The organism is Paraburkholderia lycopersici, assembly GCF_900096975.1.
Taxonomy (GTDB): domain Bacteria; phylum Pseudomonadota; class Gammaproteobacteria; order Burkholderiales; family Burkholderiaceae; genus Paraburkholderia; species Paraburkholderia lycopersici.
The window spans coordinates 1-4127 of the sequence record NZ_FMYQ01000062.1; the positions used below are offsets into that span (position 1 = coordinate 1).

The window sequence follows — 4127 nt, forward strand, 5'->3', positions numbered from 1 at the left end:
ATTTCCCCCCATATCGAGCCTGATACCGGACAGCCAGCCGGGGCCGACGCTCGCCTTGAGTATTTTGGATACCTTAATTTATGAATAACGAAAAGAACCTCCATTCGCTCTTCACCTTGGGCCGAACAGTAGCGACACCGGGCGCGCTGGACCTGATCGAGCAAACCGGAACGGATGTCCTGACGCTGCTGCGCCACCACGTCTCAGGCGACTGGGGTGCGCTCGATGAACAGGACCGGCAGGAAAATGATCGTGCCGCGCGGAAAGGTTCAAGGATTCTCTCCGCATACGAGCTGGGGCCAGACAAGACCCGCATCTGGATCATCACTGAATGGGACCGAAGCGCGACGACGCTGCTTTTGCCGGGCGAATACTAGAAGATGGGCTTCGTCGTGCAGCGGCTTTATCCGCTCATCCGGTCCGGACTTTACCTTGGCGCTGCCCGTTCGAAGTTTCCCATCTATAGCGGGCAATCCGCGTGGGATTCTCCGTGCTCGCTGCATGCACTTGCGATGGCGTTGCAGATTACGGGGCACGTTGCCGATCCGTCGCTCGTCGCTACGCGGCGGAAGTCTTCCAGAAGGGCATGACTTTTCGGGAACTTGCAGACTTCATCGCCGGACTTGATTGCGGCCTGCGCACAAAGCGGTTTGAGCACGGATCACACCGGGAGGCGGTCGCGTTCACCGTAGATGAACTGTCGAGGAAGCGGCTGGTTGTGGCGAGCTTTCGCGCGGTTGGCGATTCGCTCAATCACGCGGTCCTCGTCATTGGAGCGGAAGGCGTAGAGCGTGCCGCCGGTTCGAAGCGCGAGCGTTGCTGGTTCTCGATCCATCGGAGCCGACTCCGGGACCGTTCGCGACGTGCAATGCCCGGCTGGATTTTGCTGGCAAGGAACCTGGCGAATTTCCCCGCTATGCCCGATACACAACAACGGCGCACGCGAAGCTGCCGGTCGTGCCCAACGGTGCCGTCTCGATTGATGTGGGCGAACCGGAAAGGCCGCCGTAGATATCGAAGCTATTCGCGCGGCAGTGCGGTCATCGGTTGTTGCTGGACCCAGTCGATGAACTCGTGCGGATTGGCCTCAAGGGCGCGCAGGATGTCCAGCAGTTCGATGAGGTCAACACGACGCCCGCCGCTCTCGTATTTCGACACGAACGTCTGGGTGCGCCCGAGCTGGTCGGCAACGTCCTGCTGGAGCCAGCCGCGCTGCTCGCGTAGCTCTCTCAGCTGGGCCGCAACGGCCTGATAGCGCCGGTCATGAATGGGATGTGCCATGACCGGAAGTCTAGATGCGCATTCAGAATATTCTATATTGGCATATAGTATTCAAAAAAAGGAAACCCATGAAGCACCTGATGTTGGTCTGGCTGTTCGGTGCGGCTGTAACGGCGCTCGGCATCGCTATCGACATGCACCGCCTGCGCGTCAACGACGTCTGACGACCAATTCTGTTCTCGCTGAGTCATCCAGCACCTACCGACCACGGGCGCTGCACCGGTGCAACGAGCAACAACGCACTCGACCAATCAGCCCAGTATCACGGCTTCGATTGCACGGAAAGTCGGCGACACTCCGCATAACCGTTTCGAATCACCACAGTCCTGTGCTCAGTAATCTGCTCAATTTCGAGCACGTCATCAACCCGCCACCCCTGCGCGGCTAACTCTTCCCAAAGCGCGTCTGGCAACTGCAGAATGCCGTCGCCACTTCCATCAAGCGAATCTTTAACTTCAACGATCCAACGCTTCACGCACTCTCTCCTTCAGCGTTCACCGGCAAATAGAATTTCCCTGTAGCAAGTGTTGCCGAGCGGCTTCTCTACCAAAGTTCACGACCGGCTCCAATGTGGTCGATCATCCAACGTGTTTGCTGGAGCGGCCCTAACCTCAAATCGAACTTGTCTTGCGCGCATCCATCCACGCCAGCCAGCCGAGTCGGTATGCCCGCGCGTCGGCCAGCGCATGATGCTCGTGAGCCTCAGCTGTGTAGCACGCGGCCACGGTACGATCATAGATCGTGGTGTCAGTCAACGGTCGCAAATCGTAGTAACGATTGGCCAAATTCGTCGGCAGCGACTGGTCGAGCAGATCGAGCACGAAACGCCAGTCAGTCTCGGAGTCGCACGCAGCCTGTACCGCCCGCGGAGCATCGTTGAACCACTCGCGCAGCGCCGCACAGGCTTCGGCACGCGGCAGGCATGGGCCGGCGAGCAGCGGTAGCACCTCACGCTGCACGAATGGCGTGCAATCGTCGGGAGTCCACGTGTCGCCCAGTTCAACATAGAACTCGCGCGAGCCATCTTCGGCCACGAGTGCGAGGCTGATGAGCTTCGGCAGTCGTTGGCCGAGCCCTGTGTATTCGGTGTCGAGAAACAGCAGCATTGCACGTCGGTGGAAGGTGTAGAAGCAGCATTCTGCAGTGTGACTGGCTTTCATCGCCGAAAACCGTCCGTTGCACCGGTGCAACTCGCCTTAAGACCTTTCCGCTTCCCAGTCTCACCAGTGAAACCAAGTGCTAGCGAAGCGACCCTAATTTAAAACAATGCTAACCTACAATCGCCAACCACAAATAACAGGGGCACATGAAGAACATTTTGCTGGCAAGCAACTTATGCGCCATGACGCTTCTATCAGGGTGCGGAAAGAGTACCGGCGACGAATTCGTTGGAAAATGGGTGAACGATCGGCAGACCATTCATATGGAAATTACCCGGAACGGCGACAGCTTCATCATCGTGGACGAGGAAACGCAGATCATGTCAAAACAGCCCGTGACGAGCAAAATTCCCGCCACATATCAAGATGGTGTCCTGCGGATCGACATGGGCTTGGGAAGCGGCAACATCGGTTACGACAAGAGAAAAGACACTATTTTCATGCCGTCTGCGGGCAACGGCTCGATCGAAATGCATCGAGACAGGTAGAGAATTTACGGGCACATCTCAGCGTGCCCGTAAATTTCAGATGCGCGTAACCTGAAAAATCAGAAAAACATCCAAATCGGTACGGCTGGAAGTGTGAGAGCTAAGCCATCGAGGTAACCACGATACGCCGCTGCGGATCATGTCGTCATTGCCCTGAGTAAGCCCGCCCATCACCACGATCTCACCGTCCCTTAATCCCATCGTAGTCTCAGACTTGCGCGTGTTCTTTGTCGGAGAGTTATTTACCCCTGTCGTCGTTTTTTGAAAATCCGAAATCTCGACAGTTACGTCTGCGTCAATTACGGCTTCACGTACTGTCGGCTTAACATCGAAAATCACACCCGCATCCTGATACTGCACTGACTGAACAGGTGACATATGGCGATCAACGCTTACTGCGGTGTGATGGGCTCCGGCAAGTCCTACGAGGTTGTGAGCGGGCCTCTGCTGGATGCGGTTGCATTGGGTCGCCGGGTGGTGACGAATATTGACGGGGTAAATGAGGATCTGATTCATCAGTATCTGCACGAGAAGCGCGGCATTGAATCGGATCGGTTGGGCCGCGTGGTGCATGTGCGAACTGAGGATCTGCTGGTAGAAGGTTTTTTCCCGATCGAGGTTGAAAGTTCGGATGGTGCGGCGGTGATTCCGGGTGTTGTACTGCCTGGGGATTTCGTGGTCGTGGATGAGGCATGGAAGCTATGGGCGTCGGACAAGAAGATCAGCCCGGCACACATGGCGTTTTTCCGTATGCATCGACACTTCGTGCATCCTGATACCGGCGTAGCCTGTGACGTGGCGCTGATGATTCAGAGTATTGCGGACTTGCATCGGCATCTGAAGGCGGTAATTGAGCTTTCGTTCTCGATGACGAAGCTGAAGAGCGTCGGGCTGTCGTCGGGCTGTCGTCGGGATATCGGGTCGAGATGTACGAGGGATGGAAGCAAAACAAGAAGACCCAGACGGGCACGTTTGTTCGCAAATACAAGGCGGAGATTTTCCCGTTGTACAAGAGCTACGCGGGCGACAGCGGGACAGAGAGGCAGATCGACAAACGTCAGAACGTCTTGCGTGAGCATGACCAGATTGATTGGGAACGGGCAAGTCTTGATGCCGCCAGTGTTTCCAGCCCCCGGGGGGCCAGGAAACCGGCCCCAACCCGACAGACCGGGGCAAGCTCGGGTCGAAACGGCACATC

General features: G+C 56.8%; 7 protein-coding genes and 2 pseudogenes. 4 read left to right on the forward strand and 5 right to left on the reverse strand.

Features of this window, described 5'->3' with window-relative positions; translation table 11 throughout:
* Positions 1 to 80 precede the first annotated feature (80 nt).
* Positions 81 to 377, forward strand: coding sequence for a hypothetical protein (locus BLU17_RS31865; RefSeq protein WP_092006668.1), 297 nt, complete (start codon positions 81 to 83; stop codon positions 375 to 377).
* 284 nt (positions 378 to 661) lie between these two features.
* Here the strand turns inward: BLU17_RS31865 and BLU17_RS33460 are convergent, their stop codons facing one another.
* The 4 genes from BLU17_RS33460 to BLU17_RS31880 form a co-directional block, all read right to left on the reverse strand.
* Entirely contained in the window at positions 662 to 835 is a 174-nt protein-coding gene (locus tag BLU17_RS33460) for a hypothetical protein (protein ID WP_176929271.1), read from the reverse strand.
* Positions 836 to 1020: 185 nt separating this feature from the next.
* On the reverse strand, positions 1021 to 1281 hold the full coding sequence (locus tag BLU17_RS31870) for a helix-turn-helix domain-containing protein (protein ID WP_092006670.1): 261 nt from the start codon (positions 1279 to 1281) through the stop codon (positions 1021 to 1023).
* Positions 1282 to 1543: 262 nt separating this feature from the next.
* Positions 1544 to 1756 (reverse strand): hypothetical protein, encoded by a 213-nt coding sequence (locus tag BLU17_RS33465; RefSeq protein ID WP_092006673.1) that lies wholly within the window; start codon positions 1754 to 1756, stop codon positions 1544 to 1546.
* 136 nt (positions 1757 to 1892) lie between these two features.
* Positions 1893 to 2387 (reverse strand): hypothetical protein, encoded by a 495-nt coding sequence (locus tag BLU17_RS31880; RefSeq protein WP_092006675.1) that lies wholly within the window; start codon positions 2385 to 2387, stop codon positions 1893 to 1895.
* 200 nt (positions 2388 to 2587) lie between these two features.
* Between BLU17_RS31880 and BLU17_RS31885 the strand changes: the two genes are divergently transcribed.
* Positions 2588 to 2929, forward strand: coding sequence for a putative periplasmic lipoprotein (locus BLU17_RS31885; protein ID WP_143189404.1), 342 nt, complete (start codon positions 2588 to 2590; stop codon positions 2927 to 2929).
* A 36-nt stretch (positions 2930 to 2965) separates the two neighbouring features.
* On the opposite strand, the gene BLU17_RS31890 is transcribed toward BLU17_RS31885, so the two are convergent.
* Positions 2966 to 3445: a type II and III secretion system protein gene (locus tag BLU17_RS31890; protein WP_245747123.1), complete on the reverse strand. Its 480-nt coding sequence runs from the start codon at positions 3443 to 3445 to the stop codon at positions 2966 to 2968.
* Between BLU17_RS31890 and BLU17_RS31895 the strand changes: the two are divergent.
* Together BLU17_RS31895 and BLU17_RS33470 are read left to right on the forward strand one after the other, a co-directional pair.
* A pseudogene (locus BLU17_RS31895) lies at positions 3335 to 3775 on the forward strand (zonular occludens toxin domain-containing protein); the annotation flags it as partial. The gene BLU17_RS31890 and the pseudogene BLU17_RS31895 sit on opposite strands and share 111 nt — an antisense overlap.
* Before the next feature lie 221 nt (positions 3776 to 3996).
* Positions 3997 to 4127 (forward strand): annotated as a pseudogene (locus BLU17_RS33470) (IS5/IS1182 family transposase); the annotation flags it as partial.